The organism is Paenibacillus brasilensis (assembly GCF_009363115.1).
In the GTDB taxonomy this organism is placed as follows: domain Bacteria; phylum Bacillota; class Bacilli; order Paenibacillales; family Paenibacillaceae; genus Paenibacillus; species Paenibacillus brasilensis.
Genome location: NZ_CP045298.1, coordinates 5,520,794 through 5,542,558, shown reverse-complemented (window position 1 = coordinate 5,542,558; position 21,765 = coordinate 5,520,794). Strand labels below are relative to the sequence as shown.

Here is a 21,765-nt window from a genome sequence, read left to right as displayed (position 1 = left end):
GTGAACGTCATGGGAACCAGCGACACCAAGCCGAAAGAGCAATTCGTTCATGGCGTGTTTGAAAGTATAGCAGGTAAATACGATTTGATGAACGATATACTGAGCTTTCGCAGACACAAGGCTTGGCGGAAATTTACGATGAAAAAAATGAATATGCAGCACGGGAAAACGGCAATTGATCTTTGCTGTGGGACATGTGACTGGACGCTTGCGATGGCGCGTGCAAGTGAAAGTGGTCACATCGTGGGATTGGATTTTAGTCAAAACATGCTTAATGTAGGTGAGCACAAGATTAAATCAGAATTCCGGGAAAAGCAGATCAAGCTTGTTCGGGGCAACGCGATGGAACTGCCTTTTGAAGACAATTCATTCGATTATGCGACGATTGGTTTCGGTCTGCGCAATGTGCCAGATATGCGCCGTGTGCTACAGGAAATGCAACGAGTCGTCAAACCTGGTGGACAGGTCGTATGTCTGGAACTGTCCAAGCCAACCTGGCAGCCGTTCAAGGGGATTTATTACGCATATTTTCAACACATCTTGCCCATGCTCGGCAAATTGTTCGCCAAACGTTATGAGCAATACAAATGGCTCCCTGATTCGTTGGCGCTTTTTCCAGGAAGGGATGAGCTGGCCGACATCTTCCGTGAAATCGGATTAAAGGATGTACAGGCTCATTCTCTCACCGGAGGCATCGCGGCATTGCATATTGGAATCAAGGAGAGTCAGCATGTTTAAGAAAATTGCTATTTTTTTGGAAATGATTAAAATTGAACATACGTTATTTGCGCTCCCATTTGCATTTATGGGGGCTGTATTGGGGGCGGTTGTCGTGACAGGCAGCCTTCCCTCATGGCCGCAAATCGGGTGGATTTTACTGGCTATGGTTGGCGCACGTAGTGCGGCCTTTGGCTTCAATCGCATGATTGACCGTGTCATTGACGGGAAAAACCCACGTACAGCAGGACGAGCGATCCCGGCAGGGCTGCTCAAATCAAGCGAAGTGGTTATTTTCATTATCATCAGTTTATTGTTGTTATTCTGGGCATCATTCAAGCTAAGTCCGCTAGCGTTCAAGCTGTTCCCGCTGGCCTTTTTTATGCTTGTTTTTTATTCTTATACCAAGCGTTTCACTTGGCTTTGTCATGTTGTACTGGGCCTAACGATTGGTTTGGCGCCGCTGGGGGCGTGGGTTGCAGTAACGGGACAGATGGATATGACTGCTCTTGTATTGTATCTCACAATTGCATTTTGGACGGCTGGCTTTGATATTATTTATGCTTGTCAGGACATTGATTTTGACCAGAACGAGGGTGTTTATTCCATTCCTGCCCGTTTTGGTATAGCAGGTGCACTCAACATTGCCCGGGCATTCCATGTCATTACGGCAATCGGATTTATTGTCCTTTTCTTTGTTGCAGATTTAAGCTGGTGGTATCTGGCAGGTATGATTATTTCGTACATTATTCTATTTTATGAGCATTATATCCTTTCTCCGAAAGATATGAGCCGTTTGCAGACGGCGTTCTTTACAATGAACGGTGTGCTTAGCATGGTCGTATTTGCTTTTACACTGATTGATTTGGTGGTGCGTCAATACTAATGAATTCTGATCAGGTGAGTAGCCATCAAGGCAAACGAATCGTTATCGGCATTACAGGCGCGAGCGGTAGCATTTATGGTGTACGACTGGTAGAGACACTGCTGGACTTGAAATACACAGTTCACCTGATTGTTTCCAATGCCGGCTGGCGGGTACTGAAAGAGGAATTGGGCTGGAACGTGACTGACCGGGAGGGGGCTTTGGATGAACAATTCGGAGGCCGTCCCGGTTCTCTTGTATACCATCCGTTCACAGATATCGGAGCATCTATTGCGAGCGGCTCCTATCTGGTGGATGCGATGATTATTATGCCGTGCTCCATGGGAACGTTGTCTGCGGTAGCACATGGTTCGTCCGATAATTTGATGGCACGTGCAGCGGATGTCATGATGAAGGAGGGGCGTCCACTGATCCTCGTGCCTCGTGAAACACCGCTTCATGCCATTCATTTGGAAAATATGCTTAAGCTTGCGAGACTAGGCGTCAAAATGATTCCGGCCATGCCGGCTTTTTACTTTCATCCAAAGACACTGGATGATATTGTATTGTTCCTCGTAGGCAAAGTATTAGACAGCTTGCGAATCGAACATCAACTGTTTACGAGATGGGGGGATTCCGATGCCAACGCCAGACACCAAGATGATCACAATCGGAAAAATTAAATATACAAACGCTTGGCCAATTTTTCATTATTTTAATCCTTCAGAGCTTGTTCACCCGGCAGAGATGATCTCAAAAGTTCCGGCGGAATTGAATCGCGGTATGCTGAACGGGAGTCTGGATATCAGCGCGATGTCGTCCTTTGCCTTTGCATCAGGCGCGGAGGAAATGCTGCTGCTGCCGGACTTATCTGTCAGTGCAGATGGTCCTGTGAAATCCATTTTCCTGTTTTCACGCAAGCCGCTTGATGACATCAAAAACGGAACGATTGCATTAACGAATACATCTGCTACATCCGTGAATTTGTTGAAAATTCTGATGCAAAAAGCGTGGGAAGGGCAGCCGTCCTATTTTGACTGTGAACCGGATTTGGATTTGATGCTGGAACAGGCGGATGCGGGGCTGCTGATTGGAGATCACGCGATCAAGGCCTCTTGGCGGAGTGAAGATCTGCATGTAACGGACCTGGGCGAAGAGTGGAAACGCTGGACTGGGCACAGCATGACCTTTGCCGTATGGGCAGTGCGCCGTGCTGTTGCAGCTGAGAATCCCGAAGCCGTAGCTGAAATTACTAATGCGTTCCGTGCAAGCAAGCAGCGCAGTTTGTCTGATTTGACCTCGGTTGTCTCCGAGGCTTGCAAGGAAATTGGTGGCCTGCGAGATTATTGGGAGCGCTACTTTACTAATCTGTGTTATGATTTTGGAGAGAAGCAACAAAAAGGCTTAGAGCTTTATTTTCAATATGCGCATGAACTGGGGCTGCTTGACCGACAAGTGAAGCCGCTTCTCTGGAGTGACAATACGCTGACACGGGTGAAAGAATGAAACGATTGGATTTGTTTGGTTTATTAAAGAAGGATATGAACTTCATAGAGGAAGAGCTGTACCGCAGTATTGATAGTACGGAGCCGTTGATTAATGATACATCGCTCCATCTGCTTAAGGCAGGAGGCAAACGTTTGCGTCCAGTGTTTGTACTGCTGGGAGGCAAGTTTGGAGAATACGATCTGGACAAGCTCAAACACATAGCGGTACCACTCGAATTGATTCATTCTGCCTCTCTCGTTCACGATGATGTGATTGACGATGCCGAAATGAGACGCGGTCAACCCACTGTCAAATCCAAATGGGACAATCGGGTGGCAATGTACACAGGAGACTACATATATGCACGTGCGCTGTCTATAGTTGCTGAATTGCCGAGCCCGGATATTCACCGGGTGCTATCGAAGGCGTTAGTACAGATGTCCATTGGTGAAATGGAACAAATCCGCGATTTTTTTAATGTGGATCAAAGTGTGCGTAATTATTTGCTGCGCATACGGCGTAAAACAGCATTGCTTATTGCGGTTAGCTGCCAATTGGGCGCTATGGCTGCGGGGGCACGGGAAAGAGTCAATTCCCTGTTGTACAGCTATGGCTATAACGTGGGTATGGCTTTTCAAATTCAGGATGACTTGCTCGATCTCTGCGGTACGGAAAAAAAAATCGGCAAGCCGCCAGGCAGCGATATGAGGCAGGGGAATATTACGCTTCCGGTTATTTATGCGCTCAAGCAGCCTGAGCTGCGTGAGGATCTGCTGGCTGAAATAGGTCGTATTCAGGACGGGGATGGGCAAGGAGATACTCGTAAAGCGGTGGATTTGATCAAAAAAAGTGAAGGAATCGCTAAAGCTGAAATTCTCGCTGACCGATATATTAAGAAAGCGCTGAACGCGCTGGACTTACTGCCAGATGTCAAAACGAAAAAAACGCTTCGCGATATTGCTCATTTTGTGACGCGCCGCTCCTACTAAAGTTGTGTTTTGGGTTAGCTGTGACAAAATACTTTAACCGAATCCAAGCTTTCTGTTACAATACAGATTAGTACTGTATAAATACATTAAGACTGGATTGGGAGTGAGCCGATGGATCGCACGTTTTTGATGGTTAAACCTGATGGAGTACAACGCGGGCTGATTGGACGTATTATCAGTCGCCTGGAGGACAAAGGCTTCAAAATGACGGCTGGCAAACTTGTGCAGGTATCTAGAGAACAGGCGGAACGACATTATGCGGAGCATGTGGGCAAGCCCTTTTTTGAAGAGCTTGTAGGCTTTATCACGTCAGGCCCTGTATTTGCCATGATTTGGGAAGGGGACAACATTGTTACGCTTTCCCGCTTGTTGATTGGTAAAACACAAGTAACAGAGGCTCTACCGGGCACGATCCGGGGAGACTTTGCTGCACATACACCGTTTAACCTCATACACGGTTCGGATTCACCGGAGAGCGCGGAACGCGAGATTGCGAATTTTTTCATGCCGGAAGAATCGGTTCGGTATGAGAAAAGTGTGGAGACCTGGGTGTAAGTTTAATCTCGTATGAAGAAGGATGGTAGCATGACGGATCTGGAACTGGGTCAGACGGACCCCGATTATACGGCGTTTATCCGCAAAATTAAGGACAGCACAGGTATTGATCTTGCGCAATACAAAGAAGCACAGATGAAAAGGCGGTTAACGACACTTCGCAACAAAAACGGGTTTCCCAGTTTTGTTTCTTTTTATGATGCCATGATGAAGGAAAAACCCCTGTTTTATGAATTTCTCGATCGCATGACGATCAATGTTTCCGAATTTTGGCGTAATCCCAATCGGTGGGAAGTACTGCGGGATACAATTCTGCCACAGTTGCTTGTAGGCAAGCAGAAGCTCAAGCTGTGGAGTGCGGCCTGCTCGACTGGCGAGGAGCCTTACAGCTTGGCTATGGTTCTGGACGGCAAGGGAATCTTGGACAATTGTTCCATTACGGCTTCCGATATTGATGACGGTGCATTGGCTAAAGCCAAGGAAGGCAGATATTTGGAGCGTTCGCTCAAGGATGTGCCTGAGCAGGTAGCCAGCAAATATTTCAAACCGGATGGTGCAATGTTTCGGGTGGATGACCGTTTGAAACAGGCTGTGAAATTTCAAAAGCAAAATTTGCTGCTGGATACGTTTGAAGATAACTATGACCTCATTATCTGTCGCAATGTTATGATTTATTTTACTGAAGAGGCCAAGCATAAGCTGTACCAGAAGTTTGCAGCTAGTCTTCGTCCCGGTGGTGTACTGTTTGTTGGCAGTACAGAGCAAATTTTTTCTCCCAACCAATATGGTCTGGAATCGACGGAAACCTTTTTTTATCGTAAAAAGGCATAGTTCAGACATATTATCGACAATTCGTAATAAATGTTTTTCAGATAATAGCATATTGATAGCTTGCTTATCGGAAGTGCACGTCCTTTGGCTTTGCCTAAGGGGCGTGTTTTTGTTTATCTGCATAGCTGTGGCTTTTCTTGTCAAAGAAAGGTGCGTATACTATAATGAAGCACAGTTAAAGATTTTAGCGATGCACAGTTTAACAGTTTAAAGGGGGAACGCGTCATGAGTTTACGTTATTTAACCGCGGGGGAAACGCATGGTCCCCAGCTAACTGCAATTGTAGAGGGCATGCCTAGCAATTTAAAATTGGATTTTGAGGAATTGAATTTCCAGCTGCACCGTCGTCAAAAAGGGTATGGACGGGGTCGGCGTATGCAGATTGAAAAGGACACGGCGAGCATTGCCGGAGGCGTGCGTCACGGTTATACCACAGGTGCACCGATTGCACTGATTGTGGAAAATAACGATTGGAAGCACTGGCAGAATATTATGAATATTGAGCCGATCGAAGGCAGTGATGAAGAAAAGCGCCGGGTTCACCGTCCGCGTCCGGGTCATGCCGATTTGAACGGTGGAATGAAATACAACCTGAAGGACCTGCGCAACGTGCTGGAGCGTTCCAGTGCGCGTGAAACTGCGATTCGGGTCGCATGTGGTGGCTTGGCCCGCCAATTGCTGGCAGAGTTCGGAATCAAGGTGGCAGGTCAGGTCATCCGCATTGGGGAAATCGAGGCTCCTTACCGTGAGTTGCCGATTGACGAGCTGATTGCCGTGACGGAGGCCTCTTCCGTGAGAGTGACCGATCCAGAAACCGAAAAGAAAATGGAAGCGTACATTGACCTGATCAAGCAAGAAGGCGATTCGGTCGGTGGGGTAGTGGAATGTATTGTGGAAGGCGTTCCGATTGGTCTGGGCAGTCATGTGCAATATGATCGGAAGCTGGATGCACGTATTTCCCAAGGTGTCATGTCCATAAATGCTTTTAAAGGTGTGGAAATCGGCATCGGGTTTGAAGCAGGAGAACTGCGCGGCTCACAGGTGCATGATGAGATTCTGTATGATGAGGAGCGTGGATATCACCGCCGTACCAATCGTTTGGGCGGTTTTGAAGGTGGCATGACCAATGGAATGCCCGTTGTGGTTCGCGGCGTCATGAAGCCGATCCCGACACTGTATAAGCCCTTGCAAAGCGTCGACATTGATACGAAGGAAGCGTTCACCGCACAGGTTGAGCGTTCGGATGCATGTGCGGTACCCGCGGCAAGCGTAGTGATGGAGCATGTCGTAGCCTGGGAGATTGCGAAGGCTTTGCTTGAAAAATTCGGCGGAGATTCGATTGAAGAGATTCGGGCGAATATTGCATCCTACGAAGAACAACTGGAGAGGTACTAAGATGAGTACGCTGACGGTACAACTTGGAGAACGTTCCTATCCCATTCATATCGGGCGAGGACTGCTGCATCGGGCCGGAGAGCTTTTGAAGGAACGAGGAATTACGCAAAAAAGTCCATTGTTGATTGTCTCTGATCAAAATGTAGCTGCATTGTATTTAGCGACACTGGAGAGCAATCTTCAGGAGTCGGGGTACAAGACGGTATCCTTTGTCGTCAAGCCGGGTGAAACATCCAAGTCGATTGCTGTATTTGAGCAGGTTATAACAGCAGCCATTAAGGGCGGTTTGGATCGCCACTCAGCCGTTATCGCACTTGGTGGTGGTGTAGTGGGCGATCTGGCCGGATTTGTGGCAGCCTCATATATGAGAGGCGTCAAGTTTGTGCAGATTCCTACTACGATCCTCGCCCATGACAGCAGCGTGGGCGGCAAGGTTGGCATCAATCATCCTCTGGCAAAGAATATGATTGGAGCTCTCCATCAACCGGAACTCGTGCTTTACGATGTAGATACGTTGTCTACATTGCCTCCGCGTGAAGTATCCGCCGGACTGGCTGAAATGATCAAGCATGGCTTGATCTGGGATGCTGATTTTGCCCAGTGGTGCCGTGATCATGCGGCAGATTTGCTGGCTCTGGATGCGCAAGCCCTGGAGTACGGGCTGGAGAAGGGCTGCTCCGTGAAAGCCGAAGTGGTCTCACGCGATGAACGAGAAAATGATTTACGTGCTATTTTAAACCTTGGCCATACGATTGGTCATGCTATTGAAGCGATAGCGGGATATGGGGAGTTTTTACACGGGGAGGCCATTTCTATAGGTATGGTCGGCTCTGCGCTTCTGGGTGTGAAGCTGGGAGCAGACACCTCTGTGGTCAAAGAAACAAGAGATATGCTGTCCTCGCTGCGGCTACCAACCTCCCTTCCAGTACAACTCAATACGGATCGGCTGCTGGATGCGATGATGCATGACAAAAAGTTTAAAGAAGGCAGCATTACTTTTATCGTCCCACGCAGCATCGGGCGTGTGGAGGTTGTAAAGGATATTTCCGTCTCTGACATAAGGCAAGTCATTGAACAGTTAAAAGAGGAGGCGTAAATGATGTACAATCGTGGAATTCGTGGTGCGACGACCGTGGCGAATAATGAAGAAAACGAAATTTTGGAAGCGACAAGCCAACTGCTAGATGAAATTGTAGCCTACAATGAAATTCAGCCTGAGGATATTAGTAACGTCTGGATTACGGTGACCCACGATCTGGATACTGCGTTTCCAGCGAAGGCAATACGTCAGCTTGAGGGATGGGATATGGTTCCGCTTATGTGTGCATTGGAAATTCCTGTTGCGGGTAGTTTGCCCAAATGTATCCGTTTAATGGTACAGGTGAACACCCATAAATCGCAGCGGGAAATCAAACATGTATACTTGAACGGAGCGCAGGAGCTAAGACCGGATCTGGCTTCCCAAGGAAAATAATCGCCCATTTTTTTAGATGATGGTTGCCAAAGTGACATCCTATGAGATATAGTGTGTGTAGCAGAGTTGAGTAGAGTTAGCCAGAGCCAGAGTTGAGACGAGAAGAGTGCAGCCTTAGCCAATTCCATATGAGATGACAGAGACCGGGTAGCGGAATGAGCTTTTGCCCTGAAGAGATTTTCTTCGAGAGATAAGCTTATTTGAGGGTACCTGCGATTAAGCAAGGGAAAAGTGTATGCTTTGCTCGTTTGCTGTAGTCATTTTACATATGGCAGCATTCTTATAATTTCAATAACTGACAGCCTCTACCTTCCAGGTAGGGGCTTTTTTATTCTCTCCTTTGGTTCTGCACCAAATTGGAAAGGAAGTGATCTCATGTTAACGCCGCATGTGGAGCAAGTGATAACGATGGCGAATGATTTTAACCTGATTCCTGTGTACAAAAAAGTGCTGGCCGATATGGAGACGCCGATTCGGATTTTCCGTCGGTATGCAGGGCGGGACCGAGCCTTTCTGCTAGAGAGTGTAGAGGGAGGCGAGCAGTGGGCGCGCCATTCATTCATCGGAACCGATCCGTTCCTGATGGTTTCGGGCAAAAAAGGCCGTTTGATTTTGGAACAACATGGTAAACGGCAAATTTTAAACGATAAGCCGCTTGAAGCGCTCAAGGCATTGCTTCGCAAATATCGCAGTCCCAAACTAAAAGAAATGCCTCCATTTACAGGTGGAGCAATCGGATTTTTTGGATATGATCTGCTTCAATACTATGAAAAGCTGCCAGAGCATTCGGTAGATGATTTGAATATGGATGATATTCGTTTTATGTTCTGTGATCAAGTGATTGTTTTTGATCATGTAAAGCAGCAAATTTTGCTGGTTGGTAATGTGCATGTGGGCGAAGGGTTTAGCGATGAGGACATTCGTGCTGCTTATGCTGAGGTGGAGCGCAAGCTGGAGGAGACGGCGCAGTATCTGCGCAAGCAGACACCACCAGAGAGATTGGGATCGGCCTTCATTCCTGATGATGTGGAACTGGGTGAGATTCAATCGAATGTGACGAAGGAGCAGTTTATTGCAAACGTGGAGCAGGCAAAGGAATATATTCGCTCTGGTGATATTTTTCAGGTTGTACTATCCCAGCGTTTTCACATTGATACTGAGGCTTCTCCTTTGCAGGTATACCGCGTGCTGCGCACGATGAATCCGTCGCCATACATGTATTATTTGAAAATGGATGACGAGATCATCGTGGGCACTTCGCCGGAGGCGCTTGTCAAGGTAGAAAACGGTCGGGTAGAAACCCGCCCTATTGCAGGGACGCGGCCACGTGGCGTCATGGAGACAGAGGATGCGGCGCTTGCTGAAGAACTGTTGAAGGATGAAAAAGAACGTGCCGAGCATCTGATGCTGGTCGATTTGGGTAGAAATGATCTGGGCCGCGTATCTCAGTTCGGTACAGTCAAATGCGATACGTTTATGGAGATTGAACGCTATTCCCACGTTATGCACATTGTATCCAATGTGTCGGGTGAACTACGCGAGGATAAAGATTTCTTTGATGCTTTCCTGTCCTGCCTGCCAGCGGGCACCGTATCGGGGGCGCCGAAACTGCGTGCAATGGAAATTATTGCCGAACTTGAACGGGAAGCGCGCGGACCCTATGCAGGGGCTATTGGATATTTGGGCTTTTCGGGCAACATGGATACCTGTATTACTATTCGCACCATCGTGTTTAAAAAGAACCGGGCCTATGTCCAGGCAGGAGCAGGAATTGTGTGGGACTCGGTTCCGGAAAGCGAGTATCAGGAGACGGTGAACAAGGCCAAGGCATTGCTGAAAGCAATCCGTACGGCGGAGGCGATGTTCCCGGCAACGACACAGCCCTACAACAGCGTCATCAACCAGGATTATTTGTATACTCCTTAAGTAAGTATTGATCAGGTAATACTTCATTGCGGGAGACGGAATACACAAAAATCTGATTTAGAGGAGGAGACGGTGATGGAAGGACATAACATGATGCAAGTGGGATTAAGCCGGGTTATCGAGGGACAGCATCTTTCGCGTGCGGAGGCCCGTAGCGTAATGGAGCAGATTATGAGCGGGAGTGCTACACAGGCGCAAATTGGCGGGCTGCTGACAGCTCTGCGCATCAAAGGGGAGACGGTGGATGAAATCACCGGATTTGCCGAGGCGATGCGCAGTTACGCTAGTCCAGTCCAGACTGGAGAAGGTGAAACTCGTCTGCTGGACACATGCGGAACTGGAGGTTCAGGCATTCACAAGTTTAATATTTCTACAGTATCAGCTATCATTGCCGCTTCGGTGTCTGTACGGGTGGCGAAGCATGGCAATCGTTCTGCAAGCGGCCACGCCGGGAGTGCAGATGTGTTAGAAGCTTTGGGAGTCAACATTCACCTGACGAGTGATCAGGCTCGGTCATGTCTGGAACGGATCGGCATCTGCTTTTTGTTCGCGCAGCTATATCATCCTTCGATGAAGCATGCTGCTGCGCCGCGACGTGAGCTTGGAGTGCGGACAGTGTTCAATATGCTAGGTCCGTTGACGAATCCGGCTGGTGCAGATCGACAGCTGCTGGGCATTTATGACGCTGGAAAAACGGAAGTGATTGCCGAGGTGCTGAATCAGCTCGGCTCCAAACGGGCCATGGTTGTCAGCAGTCTGGACGGATTGGATGAAATTAGTATTTCGGCTCCGACGCGAGTCTCTGAGCTGAAGGATGGCAAGGTTCACACGTTTGAGCTTCTGCCGTCGGACCTGGGCTTGCAGATGCATAATCTCGATCAGGTACTGGGTGGTGATGCGCAGGTTAATGCCGACATTATACGGCGGATTCTGAACGGAGAGCGCGGCGCTTACCGGGACGTCGTATTAGCAAATGCTGGCGCGTGTATTTATGTATCGGGCGCGGCAGCTACCTTGGTGGATGGAGTAGCACGGGCGGCGGAAGCCATTGACACCGGGCTGGCACTGTCCAAGATGGATCAATTAATACAGGCGACGGGGGAATATCAATATGTATCTTGATAAAATTGTGGTGACGAAGCGACAGGAAGTGGAGCAGCTAAAGGAGCATTTTAATATCAGTGAAGTGGAACGGCTGGTATCCAATTTGCCTGCAACAAGAGGATTTGAGGACGCAATAGCCGTGCGTCGCAACCGGCCGCTAGGGCTGATTGCTGAAGTGAAAAAGGCTTCACCGTCCAAAGGGCTTATCCGACCGGATTTCCATCCGGTGGACATTGCTCGTGCCTATGAGGGAGCTGGAGCGGATTGTATTTCTGTACTGACAGATGTGACGTATTTTCAGGGCAGCCCTGAATATTTGCACCAAATTCGTGAGCAAGTGAACATTCCGTTGTTGCGAAAGGATTTTATCATTGATGAACGGCAAATTTATGAAGCTCGTCTACTGGGAGCCGATGCGGTGCTGTTAATTGCAGCGATACTGGAGACAAGTGTTTTGGGATCGTTTTTACAGATTGCCAGAGACCTGGGACTGGACGCATTGGTGGAGGTGCATGACAGTGAGGAGCTTAAAGGGGTGCTGGATTTGGGCACAGCAACCTTGATTGGGGTCAATAATCGCAATTTGCGGACGTTCGAGACCCGCCTCCAAACGACGGAAGATCTGATCGCACTGATTCCTAAAGGAGTTACGTTTATTAGTGAAAGCGGCATAGCCGGGCCTGAAGATGTAAAGTACCTGCATTCGGTAGGGGCACACGGTATTCTGGTAGGAGAACATCTGATGCGTAAGAATGATGTGGGTCAAGCTGTAGCGGATTTGATGGACGGGGTTACAACATGAATAAAACGGGCGTAAAAATTTGTGGACTTCAAAGCGTTGAAGTGCTAAAATCTATGATAAACTTACCGGTCGATTATATAGGTTTTGTGTTTGCCGACAGTAAGCGCCGGATTGACGGCGCTCAGGCTGGAGAGCTGCTTCGCGTATTGGATGAATGGACTCCGGGCAGCAGACCGCGCAGCGTGGGTGTATTTGTGAATCCTGATGATGCGCTGTTAAATGACGTGATGGAGCAAGCTCCATTGGATGTCGTTCAGCTGCATGGACAGGAAAGTCCGCAGCGCTGTAGCGAGATCAGGGAGCGTTTTGGTGTGCAGGTATTCAAAGCTTGGTCTGTAGACAGTCATCAGCCGACGGGGAAGGGCCAGACGGAACGCCCGGCAGACGAATTGGAAGCCTATGCAGGTACAATTGACGCTTTACTGCTAGATACATATGATCCCCTGTATGGTGGCGGTTCTGGCAGAACGTTTGCATGGGATCGAATTCCTGCCTATCAGGCTTGGACCCATCAACATGGAATTCCTTTGTTTGTAGCCGGCGGACTGACTGCTGATAATGCGGAAAAGCTGGTTACCGAGTATCATCCCGAAGGGCTGGATGTGTCCAGCGGCGTAGAGACAGATGGAGTCAAGGACATTTCAAAAATCACGGCATTCGTAGAAAGGGTGAAGCAGGCATGACACAATTACCTGATAGCAACGGACGTTTTGGGACATTTGGCGGACGCTTCGTACCGGAAACGTTGATGAACGCACTGATTGAATTAGAGGAATCCTACCGGAAGTACGCAGATGATCCGGAATTTAAAGCAGAGTTGAACGGACTTCTAAAGGACTACTCTGGCCGGGAAACACCACTTTATCATGCAGAGCGTCTGAGTAAGTATCTGGGCGAGGCTAAAATTTACTTGAAACGCGAAGATTTGAATCATACCGGGGCCCACAAAATCAATAATGCATTGGCACAGGGATTGCTGGCAAAACGCATGGGCAAACAGAAGGTCATTGCCGAAACAGGCGCGGGACAGCATGGTGTCGCGACAGCAACCGTGGCTGCGTTGCTCGGATTGGAATGCAAGGTGTTCATGGGCGAAGAGGATACTGTGCGTCAGCAGCTAAACGTATTCCGGATGCAGCTTTTGGGTGCAGAGGTCATTCCGGTGACCTCGGGTACACGTACACTGAAGGACGCCGGGAATGAAGCCTTGCGTTACTGGGTGAGTCATGTCCATGATACCTTCTATATTTTGGGTTCGGCTGTCGGTCCCCATCCGTATCCGATGATGGTGCGGGACTTCCAGCGTGTGATTGGTGATGAAACACGTCGTCAGATTTTGGAAAAGGAAGGCAGACTTCCGGATGTCGTCGTAGCAGCGATTGGTGGCGGAAGCAATGCCATCGGCATGTTTTATCCTTTTATTGAGGATGAGGGCGTTGCTTTGATCGGTGTGGAAGCTGCTGGAAAAGGTGTAGAAACAGAATTCCATGCGGCAACGATGAGCAAGGGAACACAAGGGGTCTTCCAGGGCTCCATGAGTTATCTGCTTCAGGATGAATACGGGCAAGTGCAGCCTGCGCATTCCATCTCGGCCGGACTGGATTATCCAGGCGTTGGACCGGAGCATTCGTATCTGAAAGATATTGAACGGGCCAACTATGTTCCAATTACCGATCAGGAAGCGTTGGATGCACTCCAGCTTCTCTGCCGTACGGAAGGCATACTTCCTGCATTAGAGTCGGCACATGCAATTGCTCAGGTCGTCAAACTGGCACCTACGTTGACGGCAGATGATATTATCGTTATTTGCTTGTCTGGACGCGGGGATAAAGATGTGGACTCCATTATCAAGTATTTGGGAGGAAATCCGTCATGAATTTAATTGATCAGGCGTTTGAACGCCTTAAAAATGAAGGCAAAACGGCATTAATTCCTTTTCTGACGGTGGGCGATCCGGATGTGGAGACTACGGTGGAGATTATTCGGCAGCTGGAGTCTGCCGGAGCCGATATATTGGAGCTAGGTGTTCCGTATTCCGACCCGTTGGCTGACGGTCCTGTCATTCAGCGTGCGTCTGAGCGTGCGCTGAAACGGCAAATCTCGATCCGTACCTGTATGGAGACAGCTTCTCTGGCTAGGGCGGCAGGTTCAAGCCTGCCTTTTATTTTGTTTACGTATTACAATCCTGTTTTACAGATGGGTATGGATGCTTTCTTTGCTGGCCTGCAGAAGCACGGTATCAGCGGTCTGATTATTCCCGACCTTCCGCTTGAGGAAGCGGAAGAACTGGGAACACGGGCGGCAGAGGTAGGGGTGCATCTAATCCCGCTGGTGGCTCCAACTTCTGAGCAGCGGATCGAGCGGATTGTCCGTAATGCCCGTGGATTTGTATATTGTGTATCCTCGCTTGGTGTAACCGGGGAGAGAGCTTCCTTTTTTGAAGGGATAGAGGGCTTTATCACGCAGGTCAAACGGCATACCGACATTCCGGTGGCGATCGGCTTTGGTATTTCAACTCGGGAACAGGTAGTCCGGTTTTCAGACATTTGCGATGGAGTTGTGGTCGGCAGTGCCATTGTGCGTCAGGTGGAGGAAGCTATTCCATTGCTGGAGGATTCTGCGCGCAGAGAAGAAGGGCTTTTGCAAATTCACGATTTTGTGGCACAATTAAAGCAGTAATTTGGCGTCAATATAGAGAGCAATAAATTCAGTTCTGATTGGATAGAGGAGGTAGAGGCATGCAACCTAAACCGCATATTGTACATTTGCCAGTATATCAGCCCGGTAAACCGATTGAAGACGTGAAACGCGAGTTGGGACTTGATGAAGTAATCAAGCTCGCTTCAAATGAAAATCCGTATGGCAGTTCTCCCAAAGTATTGCAGGCGATTCAACAGGAATTTGCCAACATTAGTGTCTATCCTGATGGAAGCGCGGTAGCTTTGACACAGGCGCTGGTCAAACAGACGGGTTTGAAAGAGGAGCAGTTTATTTTTGGCTGTGGCTCTGACGAAATTATTGCGTTAATTGCACGTGCATTTCTTCTTCCCGGAGAAGAAAGCATCATGGCTGATCAGACATTTTCCGTATACAAAAGTAACGTGGAAATTGAGGGAGCGGTTGCAGTTGAGGTGCCTTTGCGCGATGGTGTGCATGATTTGGATGCTATGCTGGCTCAAATCAATGACCGTACAAAAATTATTTGGGTTTGTAATCCGAATAATCCGACAGGCACGATTGTACCCGAAGCAGAGCTGCTTGCGTTTTTGGAGCAGGTGCCTAAGCATGTGATGGTTGTGCTGGATGAAGCTTATGCCGAGTTTGTGACGGATCGCTCGTATCCAGATGGCATCCGCTTGTTGTCAGCGTATGAAAATTTGGTTGTACTTCGTACCTTCTCCAAAATCTATGGTCTGGCTTCGTTGCGTATTGGATATGGTATGGGAGCCGAGTCCACTATCCGTTTGATCAATCAGGTTCGTGAGCCGTTCAATACTTCACGGGTAGCACAGGCTGCGGCGATTGCGGCTTTGGAGGACCAGGAATTTGTTCGGGAATGTCGGGATCGCAACGCAGAGGGCAGAGCTTATTTGCAAAATGAGCTGAAGCGTCTTGGGTTGGAGTCTTTTCCGGCACACGGTAACTTTATTATGCTGGATGTGCGTCGTCCATCCGGTGAGGTATTTCAGGAATTGCTTCGTAAAGGCGTGATCATTCGCGCTGGTCATCATAAATATCCGACTTATATTAGGGTGTCAATTGGATCGCAGCCGCAAAATGAGTTGTTTGTCCGTGCGCTGGAACAGGTCCTGGGGGCGGAAGCGGCGAAAGCACGCCTATAATTTCCGCAGATGGGATTTGATAATTGATGAAGATTGCCATTTTTGGCGTGGGACTGATTGGTGGGTCCCTCGCACTTTGTTTTAAAGGGAAGCCGGACATCACCGTTGTGGGTCATGCTCACCTCCCTGAACTGATGGAACCGATGTTAAGCCGTGGTGTCGTGGACACCGCGACTCTTTCGGTTGCAGAGGCGGCAGAGGATGCCGATTTTATTTTTTTATGCGTCCCTGTTGGTTTACTGGAGTATTATCTGGAGCTGTTAAGTCAGTTGCCGCTTAAAGCAGGTTGTATTATTACTGATGTAGGCAGCACGAAATCCTCGATTGCCAAAAAAGCATCGGAAATTTCTTTGCGTAACGCTTATTTTATCGGCGGTCATCCGATGGCTGGCTCGGAGCGTTCCGGTGTAAAGGCTGCTTCGGCGTTGCTGTTTGAGAACGCTTATTATGTACTCTCCCCCGCTGAGGATGTGCCCGAGGAAGCATACGGCTCGCTGGAGCAGCTCTTAAAATACACAGGGGCTCAGGTTGTGCGCGTCCAACCTGACATGCACGATGATATTGTCGGCGCGATTAGCCATCTTCCGCACATTATTGCAGCCGCACTGGTAAATCAGGTGCGAAAGTACAATGATGAAAATCCGTTGTACCGGACATTGGCTGCTGGTGGGTTCCGTGATATTACGCGGATAGCTTCTAGTGATCCGATTGTGTGGCGGGACATTTTGCTAAGTAATCGTGATGTTTTGCTAGGCCTGTTGGAAGAATGGAACGGGCAAATTGAGCGTTTTACCCATTTGCTGAGAACACAAGACGGAGAGGGAATCGCTGACGAGTTTTTGACGGCTGGGCATTTCCGCAGTGAACTGCCGGAGCGCCGCAAAGGTGTCATCGTCTCAACGTTTGATCTGTATATTGATGTACCGGATACGCCCGGTATTATCGGAAGGATTGCAATGGAGCTGGGAAATCACAGCATTAACCTGAGCAATATGCAAATCATTGAGAGCCGGGAGGACGTCCCCGGTATTATGCGGCTTTCCTTCCGGCAGGAGCAGGATTGGGAGCGTGCCAAGAGCCTGCTAGGTTCGATGGGCTATAAAGTAGTGGTGTGAAGATTGGGGAAAGTGGGTGTGCGTTAAGGAGACCGCTCCGCTTTCCAGATTCAAATGAACCTCTGCGCTACGGACCACCTTAAAAGCACCACACTTTCTGGGAGTGAAGTTGCAGGAAAAGATTTAAAGCGAGCGAAGGTTCTCTTATGCTCGCTTTTTTGTTGCTTAAAGAGCAAATGGAATCATTCTAGGTGTTACTTGGTTACTATGACTTTTCTATACATACCGTCGAACATTATAGGTACATCCTCTTTGATCCGCAATTTTAGTTTTTGTTTTTCATACAGTTCTTCAAAATTCAACCCGATATCGGTTCCTAACACCTTAATAACGGGCCTTAGCGTTTTTTTGAATAATGAGGGCTTTTTTCCTTTAGGAGAAAACTTATCGAAAATAATAAGTTCCCCGTCTTTTTTCAAAACTCGCACCATCTCATCGAAGCATTTATTTGCGTCAGGTACTACCGAGAGAATTAAACTTCCTACTACTATATCAAATTGCTCATCCATAAAATTCATTTGTTGAGCATCCATTTCTAAGAATTGTATGGAGGTATTGGTAAATTTCTTTTTTGCTTTGTTAAGCATTTCAGGTGAATAATCTATGGCAGTAATATCCAGCCCGTAGTGATTTATCAATTCTAAATCTGCCCCAGTTCCTACACCTACAAAAAGTATTTTTTGCGCGCTATGAAATGACTTTTCTTGAAATATGATCTTTCTAGAATTGAGGAAGCTACCTGAATTGAAAAACTTATCATAAATTGGAGACCAAATCTTATATATTGCCTTGTTCCAGTTATTATTCATTTCTTGCCTCCTACCCATTGAAAAAATTTATTATATAATAATGTGTTTTAATAGAATAATCAAATAATTGGTAAATTATTGAAAATCGGAGTTTATCAACCCACATGTGAGGCAACTGAATACTCTAAAGAGGAGTAATTGAAAACAAAAAAAGACCACCCGGGCAAAGCCCCGGGTGGTAGCTACTTTTCTGAAGTAGCTGAGTAGGATAGGAGTGGAGAGAAACCATACTGTACTTTTATTATATGTATACGTTTTCATTTTGTCAATGTTTTTTTAAAACGTTTTCTTTTTGACTGATTATTTAAACCGTGCGTCCAAAAATAAAGCGGGTTCAATAGACCAGTCACTCCATCTACTTTATCTTGAAAAAACATAAAATCAATTGAAAAGTCGTATATTTGAATCTGTTGCCAGCGTTAGGGAGGCAATGATGGAAATCGTGGGGATTTTGGACTTTTTTACTGGCGGGTATTTTGTGGTACAATAGGTAAGTCCATTTGGGATAATGAGTATTGTCGGGGATAGCACTGTTAATGTTGACAGTACATAGGGTAAAAAAATAACAAATGTTCCATGATGCTGTTTCATCATTTGCGCAGAGGGCGCAACTTTTTTTGACCTGTTCGGTATATATAGACAGAATCGGATGGGGAAACAGCACATGTATGGGCGAGGAGGGTCTCACTCGAATGATGACAGATTCCCAGATGATTCAGGAAATCAAACAAGGTAATGTTGAGGTTTATTCAGAATTAATGAGGCGGCACCAACGTAAAATTTTAGCTTTTGTTTATCATATGCTAAAAAGTTCGAACCTGGAAATGATCGCTGAGGACTTATGTTCGGAGACGTTTTACAAAGCGTACCGGAGCCTGCATTCTTTTCGCGAGGTTGACGCATCGTTCTCCACTTGGTTATATACGATTGCACGCAATACAGTGCTAAGCGAGCTTCGCAAGCATCGTAGCGGTCAGGTTCCATTGGAGGAGAGCGGTTATGTACCGGTAGCACCACCGGATGTAATTCCGGAGCAGGCCGTCCTGCGCGGCGAGAAGGTAGAGATGGTCCGTGAAGCGATCAACAGATTGCCTGAAAAGCAGAGATCAGCGCTGATTTTGCGTGAATATGAGCAATTGGATTATCAGGAGATTGCTACTATTTTAGGACAGACGGTCAGTGCGGTGAAGTCGTTGCTTTTCCGGGCCAGAACCAGTGTGAAGACGCAGTTGGAGCCTTATTTTTTTGAGCCTCTCTATGAGGAAAACGAAGGGATGAGCAGCCAATGAAATCCAGGGACGCTGAGGATTTGTTCGCTACAGGCAAAAATGTATCGAAACAGGACTCGGAGCGCAGACGAGCCAAAAGCTCGTCTGACAAGTGGGAGCTTGGTTCGGAAGAAAATGAATGGAATTTATCAAAAGAGGGTCGATCCGCTATCCGCGATATTTCCTTTGAAATAACAGATGAGCAGGTAGAGGCGATGAATCGCCGGGTTATGGATCGCATTTATGAAGAGTCACCGTGGCTTGTTCCCGGCGAGCACCGACGTGCGCGTGTGAACCCGGCAGCCCGTAAGTATATGTCTGTATGGATTGCTGGTTTTTTAGCCGTATTTTTGTGCAGCTTTTTGTTTTTGAATTGGAATGGAAGCTCCTCTCAGGAAACTCCCCCTCAAGCGGCACCTGTCATGGATACAGGCATTTTACCGACAGGCTTGCTGGAAACTACAAGTACATCTCCACAATATCAATATCACATTAAAGATATGAATACAGGCATTATGGAACCGCTGGTTGCAAGCATTGTTCCTACTTACCCGCAATATTGGATCTTGTTGTCTGTGTTGGCGCTTGCGCTTGCTTTATTTTCTCTGGGCTGGATCCATCGGACAAGAAGGGTTAGAAATTAGCCTGAATAACAGAATAGCGGAGGAACGACACAATGCTTATTGGTTTGATCAGACATGGATTGACAGACTGGAATGCGGTGGGTAAAATTCAGGGCCACAGTGATATTCCGTTGAATGAGGAAGGGCGACGGCAGGCACGCCTGCTGGCAGAGCGATTAAGGGAAGAACCCTATCATTGGGACGGGCTTATTACAAGCAGCCTCTCCAGAGCGAAAGAGACGGGGGAAATTATTGCTTCTGCTCTGCAGCTTCCGCTGCTGGGGCCGGATGATCGACTAAGAGAACGTGCTTATGGCCAGGTCGAGGGGATGACACAGGCTGAACGTGAAGAGAAGTGGGGGATCGACTGGCACCTGCTTGATCTTGGGCAGGAGAGCGATGAGGCTCTTCAGCAGCGCGGTTTGGCTTTTATGGAGGCCATCTGGTCGGAAAATCGCGAGAAAAATCTGTTGGTTGTTTCCCACGGGGGTTTTTTGGCTAATTTGTACAAGGCGCTGTATCAGGAAAAATATACGGAACGAATTGGAAATTTGTCATTGAGTATACTTCAGCGTGAAGGTCCTGATTGGACACCCCTTTTGTATAATTGTATGAAGCATTTACAAGAAAAAAGTGAATGTAATTCAAAAAGATAAAGAAAGGCCACGATATTCTACGAACCGTAGAAGTCGTGGTCTTTTTGTTTTTTTAATTATACCTTTACAAAAAATAGGTTTAGAGTCTGAACATTCCGTCAAAGCTGTGGGTACAACAGGTAAGAATCATTTCCGGATGACAGTCCAGTGGCGAGGCGATGGAACGATGAATCTGGCGGATATGCTGACATTTGCGGATATTGTGCACTTGAACAGAATTGCGGTGTATTACGATTGTGACTGTAAGCCCAATTCCAAGCATGAGTTAATCCAGGGTATTTTGACGAAGCTTGGCAGCAGCAGTTTTTTTGAGACGCAGGTTAGGGAGCTGAGGTTGTCAGAAATAAGGTTTTTGAATGCACTGTTGTTCGATGACCGACCTTACTTCAGTATGGAGGAATTGATTGCGATTGCCAAACAATCTGTCGATGGGGACGTGAATAATGGTGAACGGCCACGGGACATCGTGACCCGTCTGCGCTCTAGCGGCTGGCTGTTCAACGGTTCTACGCATAGCACGAGATATTTGTACCAAATTCCGTTGGATATGAAGGAGCGCTTTCGCCGTGTTATGGTGCGTGATCTCCAAAACGGAATGTCCCGGGTAAGTGAACCGTCATCGTACCGGGAAGAGGGACATCTTTTGGCGGAGGATTTACGACTCTTCCTTCAGTACATGGGGGAGCATGAGGTTCCGCTAAATCCCGAGGGGGCATGGTACCGTCGCAATCAGCAGCAACTAATGGAGCATTTGCATATTGCGGAGCCACTGCTGGGCAAGGGAGGCTGGCGTTTCGGATACGGTTCCTCTTTTAAGTTTTATCCAGACCGAATGGCACTACTGTATGATTATGCCCGTCACTCCAGGTACATTGAGGAGAAGGGAGATCGGGTTGTGCTGACGGCAAAGGGGGAGGCGCAAAGAGAGCACGCAATAGAGGATGAAATGATGCAGCTATTCAGGTTTTGGTTAAGATTGTATAAAGGAGCTGTTCCCAATCTGCTTTCTCTAGTCTATTGGATTGGAGAATGTGCCAGGCCCTGGACATCCTCAGAGTCGCTTTTTGTACATATCGGGCCGCTGATCCGACCGTTTTACTATGATACGCCCCGTTCGGTCTTTGATCAGAGGATCCTCCGAATGATGCTACATCTGGGTATGCTTCGTCAAGGTGAGGACCCGATAAAACCATCTGTACAGATGACGGCCTGGGGGCTGAAGCTGGCTGGGGACTGCCGCATTGGGCGGAACGGCCCGGGTATACGGCTCCATTGACAAGCAGCACGCATGTTGATAGAATTCACC

General features: G+C 47.8%; 23 protein-coding genes. 22 read left to right on the top strand and 1 reads right to left on the bottom strand.

Annotation, left to right across the window (positions count from 1 at the left end; translation table 11 throughout):
• The first annotated feature begins 9 nt into the window (after window positions 1-9).
• From GCU48_RS26325 to GCU48_RS26240, 18 genes are all read left to right on the top strand, one after another.
• Window positions 10-738: a demethylmenaquinone methyltransferase gene (locus tag GCU48_RS26325; protein ID WP_152382274.1), complete on the top strand. Its 729-nt coding sequence runs from the start codon at window positions 10-12 to the stop codon at window positions 736-738.
• Window positions 731-1,603, top strand: coding sequence for a UbiA-like polyprenyltransferase (locus GCU48_RS26320; RefSeq protein ID WP_152382017.1), 873 nt, complete (start codon window positions 731-733; stop codon window positions 1,601-1,603). The genes GCU48_RS26325 and GCU48_RS26320 overlap by 8 nt, the downstream gene beginning before the upstream one ends.
• Window positions 1,603-2,265 (top strand): UbiX family flavin prenyltransferase, encoded by a 663-nt coding sequence (locus tag GCU48_RS26315; protein ID WP_025718935.1) that lies wholly within the window; start codon window positions 1,603-1,605, stop codon window positions 2,263-2,265. The genes GCU48_RS26320 and GCU48_RS26315 overlap by 1 nt, the downstream gene beginning before the upstream one ends.
• Entirely contained in the window at window positions 2,222-3,088 is an 867-nt protein-coding gene (locus GCU48_RS26310) for a menaquinone biosynthetic enzyme MqnA/MqnD family protein (RefSeq protein ID WP_152382016.1), read from the top strand. The genes GCU48_RS26315 and GCU48_RS26310 overlap by 44 nt, the downstream gene beginning before the upstream one ends.
• Complete coding sequence (locus GCU48_RS26305) at window positions 3,085-4,059, top strand: polyprenyl synthetase family protein (protein WP_025718931.1); 975 nt, start codon at window positions 3,085-3,087, stop codon at window positions 4,057-4,059. Before GCU48_RS26310 ends, GCU48_RS26305 begins: the two co-directional genes overlap by 4 nt.
• A gap of 111 nt (window positions 4,060-4,170) precedes the next feature.
• Window positions 4,171-4,614, top strand: a complete 444-nt coding sequence (ndk, locus tag GCU48_RS26300) for a nucleoside-diphosphate kinase (RefSeq protein WP_025718929.1) — start codon at window positions 4,171-4,173, stop codon at window positions 4,612-4,614.
• 30 nt (window positions 4,615-4,644) lie between these two features.
• Window positions 4,645-5,445, top strand: coding sequence for a CheR family methyltransferase (locus GCU48_RS26295; protein WP_025718927.1), 801 nt, complete (start codon window positions 4,645-4,647; stop codon window positions 5,443-5,445).
• A 225-nt stretch (window positions 5,446-5,670) separates the two neighbouring features.
• Window positions 5,671-6,840: a chorismate synthase gene (gene aroC / locus GCU48_RS26290; RefSeq protein WP_152382015.1), complete on the top strand. Its 1,170-nt coding sequence runs from the start codon at window positions 5,671-5,673 to the stop codon at window positions 6,838-6,840.
• Window position 6,841: 1 nt separating this feature from the next.
• Entirely contained in the window at window positions 6,842-7,936 is a 1,095-nt protein-coding gene (aroB, locus tag GCU48_RS26285; protein WP_152382014.1) for a 3-dehydroquinate synthase, read from the top strand.
• Between the two features lie 3 nt (window positions 7,937-7,939).
• Window positions 7,940-8,314, top strand: coding sequence for a chorismate mutase (aroH, locus tag GCU48_RS26280; protein WP_152382273.1), 375 nt, complete (start codon window positions 7,940-7,942; stop codon window positions 8,312-8,314).
• A gap of 375 nt (window positions 8,315-8,689) precedes the next feature.
• Entirely contained in the window at window positions 8,690-10,240 is a 1,551-nt protein-coding gene (gene trpE / locus GCU48_RS26275) for an anthranilate synthase component I (RefSeq protein ID WP_152382013.1), read from the top strand.
• Window positions 10,241-10,315: 75 nt separating this feature from the next.
• Complete coding sequence (gene trpD / locus GCU48_RS26270) at window positions 10,316-11,362, top strand: anthranilate phosphoribosyltransferase (protein ID WP_152382012.1); 1,047 nt, start codon at window positions 10,316-10,318, stop codon at window positions 11,360-11,362.
• Window positions 11,352-12,146 carry an indole-3-glycerol phosphate synthase TrpC gene (trpC, locus tag GCU48_RS26265; protein ID WP_152382011.1) on the top strand — a complete coding sequence of 265 codons (795 nt, stop codon included), beginning with the start codon at window positions 11,352-11,354 and terminating at the stop codon, window positions 12,144-12,146. Before trpD ends, trpC begins: the two co-directional genes overlap by 11 nt.
• The gene (locus tag GCU48_RS26260; protein WP_152382010.1) at window positions 12,143-12,829 is read left to right on the top strand and encodes a phosphoribosylanthranilate isomerase; all 687 of its coding nucleotides are present in this window, start codon (window positions 12,143-12,145) and stop codon (window positions 12,827-12,829) included. The genes trpC and GCU48_RS26260 overlap by 4 nt, the downstream gene beginning before the upstream one ends.
• Window positions 12,826-14,022 carry a tryptophan synthase subunit beta gene (trpB, locus tag GCU48_RS26255; protein WP_025718917.1) on the top strand — a complete coding sequence of 399 codons (1,197 nt, stop codon included), beginning with the start codon at window positions 12,826-12,828 and terminating at the stop codon, window positions 14,020-14,022. Before GCU48_RS26260 ends, trpB begins: the two co-directional genes overlap by 4 nt.
• Window positions 14,019-14,825 carry a tryptophan synthase subunit alpha gene (gene trpA, locus GCU48_RS26250; RefSeq protein ID WP_152382009.1) on the top strand — a complete coding sequence of 269 codons (807 nt, stop codon included), beginning with the start codon at window positions 14,019-14,021 and terminating at the stop codon, window positions 14,823-14,825. Before trpB ends, trpA begins: the two co-directional genes overlap by 4 nt.
• Window positions 14,826-14,884: 59 nt before the next feature.
• Window positions 14,885-15,988, top strand: coding sequence for a histidinol-phosphate transaminase (gene hisC, locus GCU48_RS26245; RefSeq protein ID WP_152382008.1), 1,104 nt, complete (start codon window positions 14,885-14,887; stop codon window positions 15,986-15,988).
• A gap of 26 nt (window positions 15,989-16,014) precedes the next feature.
• Window positions 16,015-17,103 (top strand): prephenate dehydrogenase, encoded by a 1,089-nt coding sequence (locus GCU48_RS26240; RefSeq protein ID WP_152382007.1) that lies wholly within the window; start codon window positions 16,015-16,017, stop codon window positions 17,101-17,103.
• A gap of 194 nt (window positions 17,104-17,297) precedes the next feature.
• Here GCU48_RS26240 and GCU48_RS26235 read toward each other — a convergent pair whose 3' ends face one another.
• Window positions 17,298-17,912 (bottom strand): class I SAM-dependent methyltransferase, encoded by a 615-nt coding sequence (locus tag GCU48_RS26235; protein WP_152382006.1) that lies wholly within the window; start codon window positions 17,910-17,912, stop codon window positions 17,298-17,300.
• Between the two features lie 692 nt (window positions 17,913-18,604).
• Between GCU48_RS26235 and GCU48_RS26230 the strand changes: the two genes are divergently transcribed.
• The 4 genes from GCU48_RS26230 to GCU48_RS26215 all read left to right on the top strand — a co-directional run bounded on the left by GCU48_RS26230 (window position 18,605) and on the right by GCU48_RS26215 (window position 21,735).
• Window positions 18,605-19,201, top strand: coding sequence for an RNA polymerase sigma factor (locus tag GCU48_RS26230; RefSeq protein WP_007430814.1), 597 nt, complete (start codon window positions 18,605-18,607; stop codon window positions 19,199-19,201).
• Window positions 19,198-19,824 carry an anti-sigma factor gene (locus GCU48_RS26225; RefSeq protein WP_152382005.1) on the top strand — a complete coding sequence of 209 codons (627 nt, stop codon included), beginning with the start codon at window positions 19,198-19,200 and terminating at the stop codon, window positions 19,822-19,824. The genes GCU48_RS26230 and GCU48_RS26225 overlap by 4 nt, the downstream gene beginning before the upstream one ends.
• 32 nt (window positions 19,825-19,856) lie before the next feature.
• The gene (locus tag GCU48_RS26220) at window positions 19,857-20,459 is read left to right on the top strand and encodes a histidine phosphatase family protein (RefSeq protein WP_152382004.1); all 603 of its coding nucleotides are present in this window, start codon (window positions 19,857-19,859) and stop codon (window positions 20,457-20,459) included.
• Window positions 20,460-20,625: 166 nt separating this feature from the next.
• Window positions 20,626-21,735 (top strand): hypothetical protein, encoded by a 1,110-nt coding sequence (locus tag GCU48_RS26215; protein WP_152382272.1) that lies wholly within the window; start codon window positions 20,626-20,628, stop codon window positions 21,733-21,735.
• Window positions 21,736-21,765 lie beyond the last annotated feature (30 nt).

What these genes read in the sequence shown, in the direction of transcription:
- GCU48_RS26220 (WP_152382004.1), top strand. Translation starts at nt 19,857, where the DNA reads ATGCTTATTGGTTTGATCAGACATGGATTGACAGACTGGAATGCGGTG.
- trpA (WP_152382009.1), top strand. Translation starts at nt 14,019, where the DNA reads ATGAATTTAATTGATCAGGCGTTTGAACGCCTTAAAAATGAAGGCAAA.
- trpD (WP_152382012.1), top strand. Translation starts at nt 10,316, where the DNA reads ATGGAAGGACATAACATGATGCAAGTGGGATTAAGCCGGGTTATCGAG.
- GCU48_RS26325 (WP_152382274.1), top strand. Translation starts at nt 10, where the DNA reads ATGGGAACCAGCGACACCAAGCCGAAAGAGCAATTCGTTCATGGCGTG.
- GCU48_RS26320 (WP_152382017.1), top strand. Translation starts at nt 731, where the DNA reads ATGTTTAAGAAAATTGCTATTTTTTTGGAAATGATTAAAATTGAACAT.
- trpB (WP_025718917.1), top strand. Translation starts at nt 12,826, where the DNA reads ATGACACAATTACCTGATAGCAACGGACGTTTTGGGACATTTGGCGGA.
- aroH (WP_152382273.1), top strand. Translation starts at nt 7,940, where the DNA reads ATGTACAATCGTGGAATTCGTGGTGCGACGACCGTGGCGAATAATGAA.
- GCU48_RS26215 (WP_152382272.1), top strand. Translation starts at nt 20,626, where the DNA reads ATGAATCTGGCGGATATGCTGACATTTGCGGATATTGTGCACTTGAAC.
- trpE (WP_152382013.1), top strand. Translation starts at nt 8,690, where the DNA reads ATGTTAACGCCGCATGTGGAGCAAGTGATAACGATGGCGAATGATTTT.
- GCU48_RS26225 (WP_152382005.1), top strand. Translation starts at nt 19,198, where the DNA reads ATGAAATCCAGGGACGCTGAGGATTTGTTCGCTACAGGCAAAAATGTA.
- trpC (WP_152382011.1), top strand. Translation starts at nt 11,352, where the DNA reads ATGTATCTTGATAAAATTGTGGTGACGAAGCGACAGGAAGTGGAGCAG.
- GCU48_RS26310 (WP_152382016.1), top strand. Translation starts at nt 2,222, where the DNA reads ATGCCAACGCCAGACACCAAGATGATCACAATCGGAAAAATTAAATAT.
- GCU48_RS26315 (WP_025718935.1), top strand. Translation starts at nt 1,603, where the DNA reads ATGAATTCTGATCAGGTGAGTAGCCATCAAGGCAAACGAATCGTTATC.
- GCU48_RS26260 (WP_152382010.1), top strand. Translation starts at nt 12,143, where the DNA reads ATGAATAAAACGGGCGTAAAAATTTGTGGACTTCAAAGCGTTGAAGTG.
- aroB (WP_152382014.1), top strand. Translation starts at nt 6,842, where the DNA reads ATGAGTACGCTGACGGTACAACTTGGAGAACGTTCCTATCCCATTCAT.
- hisC (WP_152382008.1), top strand. Translation starts at nt 14,885, where the DNA reads ATGCAACCTAAACCGCATATTGTACATTTGCCAGTATATCAGCCCGGT.
- GCU48_RS26230 (WP_007430814.1), top strand. Translation starts at nt 18,605, where the DNA reads ATGATGACAGATTCCCAGATGATTCAGGAAATCAAACAAGGTAATGTT.
- GCU48_RS26305 (WP_025718931.1), top strand. Translation starts at nt 3,085, where the DNA reads ATGAAACGATTGGATTTGTTTGGTTTATTAAAGAAGGATATGAACTTC.
- GCU48_RS26235 (WP_152382006.1), bottom strand. Translation starts at nt 17,912, where the DNA reads ATGAATAATAACTGGAACAAGGCAATATATAAGATTTGGTCTCCAATT.
- aroC (WP_152382015.1), top strand. Translation starts at nt 5,671, where the DNA reads ATGAGTTTACGTTATTTAACCGCGGGGGAAACGCATGGTCCCCAGCTA.
- GCU48_RS26295 (WP_025718927.1), top strand. Translation starts at nt 4,645, where the DNA reads ATGACGGATCTGGAACTGGGTCAGACGGACCCCGATTATACGGCGTTT.
- GCU48_RS26240 (WP_152382007.1), top strand. Translation starts at nt 16,015, where the DNA reads ATGAAGATTGCCATTTTTGGCGTGGGACTGATTGGTGGGTCCCTCGCA.
- ndk (WP_025718929.1), top strand. Translation starts at nt 4,171, where the DNA reads ATGGATCGCACGTTTTTGATGGTTAAACCTGATGGAGTACAACGCGGG.